Below are 3,363 nucleotides of genomic sequence, written 5' to 3' on the forward strand. Positions count from 1 at the left end.
GCCATACGGCTGATTCCGCATCCCTCTGTCAGATCATTAATTGTAATTTTGTCCAGAGGTTTTTCAAGAAGAAGTTTTTTTAATGACGCTTCCAGGGCATATTTTGTCATATTACTCATACGATAATCACCTCAAATCTGTTTTTCATTACCTTAACAGACACTATGGTCACATGCAATAGCTCAAACTATTAAAAAAATATAAAATATTTGTCTAAATGTCACAATTCCTACCTTTTCACCTTGTTTTATGGTACAATAATGACGAATTTGTGTAATAAAAAGGGGGAACTGAGATTTGGATGAAATCAAACATATAACCATTATTTCAAACGGAAGGAAAATCGTATTAAGTGTCAGTGCCATTCTTTATGTTCTTATGATTGAAAAAACTGCTGAAATTCATGTCTCCGGTGGACATATATACAAAACACGCATGACACTGAGCGAACTTGAAAAAAAACTCGGAGATAAATTTATAAAAATCCATCGCGGATGTATTGTCTCTGCAATGGCAATCCATGATATCACTGACAGAATTAATCTGAGTAACGGCGAATCTCTGATTTATACAATTCGAAAAAAAAATCAGATTATCGATCAGTTTCATTTAATTCAAAAACAAATGATCCTCAATTTTGCCAAAAAAGATATCCCTGTAACAGAAGAAGAATATCGGGAATATTACCGCAGCTTTGATAATCTTCCCTTCGCATTTACAGATATAGAAATGGTATTTGACGATGACCGTCATGCTGTTGACTGGATTTTCCGATACGGTAATGCCGCACTTGCAGAACTCGAAAAACTACCTCTTAATCATCTCATCGGTCACTCCTTCGCCAGCCTGTTCAGCAATATGGATTCCAAATGGCTTAGAAGCTACGAACGGGCAACTCTCTACGGTGAACTACTGGAACTGGTTGAATACAGTCCTGAAATTGATACTTATTTAAAGGTCATCTGTTTTCCAACTTTTAAAGGTCATTGCGGATGTATCCTTTTCGACATCTCCGATATTAAATCTGCTATCATTCAACAAGACTGCATATGAAAAATTCTCATATGCGGTCTTTCTATGTCGATTCGCACCATTTAAATGTCGTCTTACCCCATCTGCATTGAAGCAAGTTTCTGAATTTCATATAATATAATAGAAGAAAACAGATAATTTATGTAAATTGCAAAAAACGGGAGGATTACATTATGAAAAAAACTTTTTCTTTTATTCTTGCAGCAATTCTTCTATGCACAGCCTGCACCTCAAATTCGAATAAGGAAACAGCTGCCGCAGATGAAACAAAATCAGCTGCTGAACTTAATTTAACAACAGAGGCGAAACCGGCAAGCGAATACACAGCTAAGGCTAATGCGGACATGTACACACTTCTGGATTTTGATGATACACAAGAATCCGAATTCGCTGTCCGCGGTCTCATAGATGCACCGGAGATACTGGAACTGACCAATGCAGACGGCAATATCGTCTGGTCACAGGAAGCATACAGTTTCCTTGACGATTATGAAGAGGCACCGGAAACGGCAAATCCAAGCCTGTGGGAAAATACAAAAAACAATCACGCCTACGGTCTATTTGAAGTCTGCGAAGGAATTTATCAGGTTCGAGGCTATGATATGGCCAACCTGACCGTCGTAAAAGGCAACACCGGTTGGATCGTTTTTGATCCTTTAATGAGTTCCGAATGCAGTCAGGCTGCCATGCAGCTTATCGAAAAAAATCTGGGAACCTACCCGATCAAGGCCGTCATCATATCCCATCCACATGTAGACCACTTTGGCGGAATACTGGGTATAATGACAGATGATGAAAAAGCAGATGCCAACCTTTCGCTTGAAGAACAGCTTGCCAGTGACAAAATTCCGATTATTGTCCCGGAAGGTTTTGCAGAGCATGCAATTGCTGAAAATGTTTATGCAGGTAAAGCCATGGGCCGAAGAGCCAATTATCAGTACGGCGTTCTGCTTGAACCAGGTGTGACAGGTAAACTTGCACAGGGAATCGGAATGGGACAGTCGACAGGTACTGTATCCTACCTTGCACCAACATTTGAAATAAAAAATACCGGCGAATGCATCACCATCGACGGCGTAGAGATGGAATTTCAGATGACTCCGGGAACCGAAGCCCCGGCAGAAATGAATACTTGGTTTCCTCAGTATAACGCACTGTGGGTAGCCGAAAACTGCACAGCAACACTGCATAATCTATATACACTTCGTGGTGCACAGATTCGTGACGGTGCAGCATGGGCAAGTTACATTACAGAAGCTATCACCCGCTACGGCACACAGGTAGAGATCACTTTCCAGTCTCATAACTGGCCACACTGGGGCAATGAGATCGTAAACGATTATCTGACCAATACAGCAGCTGTCTATAAATTTATCAATGATCAGACTTTGACCTACATCAATCAGGGCTACACGTCTGATGAAATTTCAAATATGATTGAATTGCCTGAAGGTTTAGCCAAAATCTGGTACACCCGCCAATACTACGGCACTGTAGCCCATAATTCTAAAGCTGTTTACCAGAAATATATGGGATGGTATGACGCAAACCCTGTAAACTTAAATCCTCTGGCACCTACTGAAAGTGCAAAAAAATGGGTAGAATATCTGGGCGATGTGGACGAAGTTCTTCGAATGGCCAAAGCCGATTATGATGCCGGTAATTATCAGTGGGTAGCAGAAGTCACCAACACAATTGTCTTTGCCGATCCTGAAAATCAAGATGCAAGACTTTTGTGTGCAGATGCTCTGGAACAATTAGGTTATCAGGCAGAATCCGGTCCTTGGCGCAATGCCTATCTCTCAGCTGCACTTGAACTTCGCAACGGCAACAGTACAGAATCTGCAAAAAATGCAAAAAATGATGGATCCCTGGTCCTGGAAATGACCGCTTCCATGATGTTTGACTATATGGGTATTCTTCTGGATAAACAAGCTTTGGCAGACGAGGATTTCATCGTCAATTTCACACTCCCTGATGTAAATGAACAGCACATGCTGCGTATTAAAAACGGTGTCCTTTTGGTATACCAGAATACTCAGTCTGATGCTGCAGATGTTTCCATCACCTGTCCGAAAAACGCATTATTCTATATCATCACAAACGACCAGGAAAACATAGAAAAAGCTCTGAAAATCGAAGGAAACAAAAAGTTGGTAACGCTACTTGCCGAACACATGAATCAGGTTCCTGCAGTAGGTCCGATTCCCTTCAATATTATCGAGCCATAAGTGTCTAGGGGACGGGTTCGGGGTCACCCCCGAACCCGTCCCCGGTCACCTGTCTTCCCAATAAGCATAAGCATCATCATATCCATCTTCATAACTGCCA

At 41.3% G+C, this 3,363-nt stretch carries 2 protein-coding genes and 1 pseudogene; 2 read left to right on the top strand and 1 reads right to left on the bottom strand.

What is annotated here, in order from left to right:
* Positions 1 to 119: pseudogene (locus tag QZZ35_RS11660) on the bottom strand (dihydroxyacetone kinase transcriptional activator DhaS); the annotation flags it as partial.
* A gap of 178 nt (positions 120 to 297) precedes the next feature.
* Between QZZ35_RS11660 and QZZ35_RS10220 the strand changes: the two are divergent.
* Both QZZ35_RS10220 and QZZ35_RS10225 read left to right on the top strand, forming a co-directional pair.
* Complete coding sequence (locus QZZ35_RS10220; protein ID WP_291237307.1) at positions 298 to 1,053, top strand: LytTR family transcriptional regulator DNA-binding domain-containing protein; 756 nt, start codon at positions 298 to 300, stop codon at positions 1,051 to 1,053.
* Between the two features lie 152 nt (positions 1,054 to 1,205).
* On the top strand, positions 1,206 to 3,263 hold the full coding sequence (locus tag QZZ35_RS10225) for an alkyl/aryl-sulfatase (protein ID WP_291237308.1): 2,058 nt from the start codon (positions 1,206 to 1,208) through the stop codon (positions 3,261 to 3,263).
* The last annotated feature ends 100 nt before the right edge of the window (positions 3,264 to 3,363 follow it).

The sequence above is a fragment of the Frisingicoccus sp. genome (assembly GCA_016298055.1).
GTDB lineage: Bacteria > Bacillota > Clostridia > Lachnospirales > Lachnospiraceae > Frisingicoccus.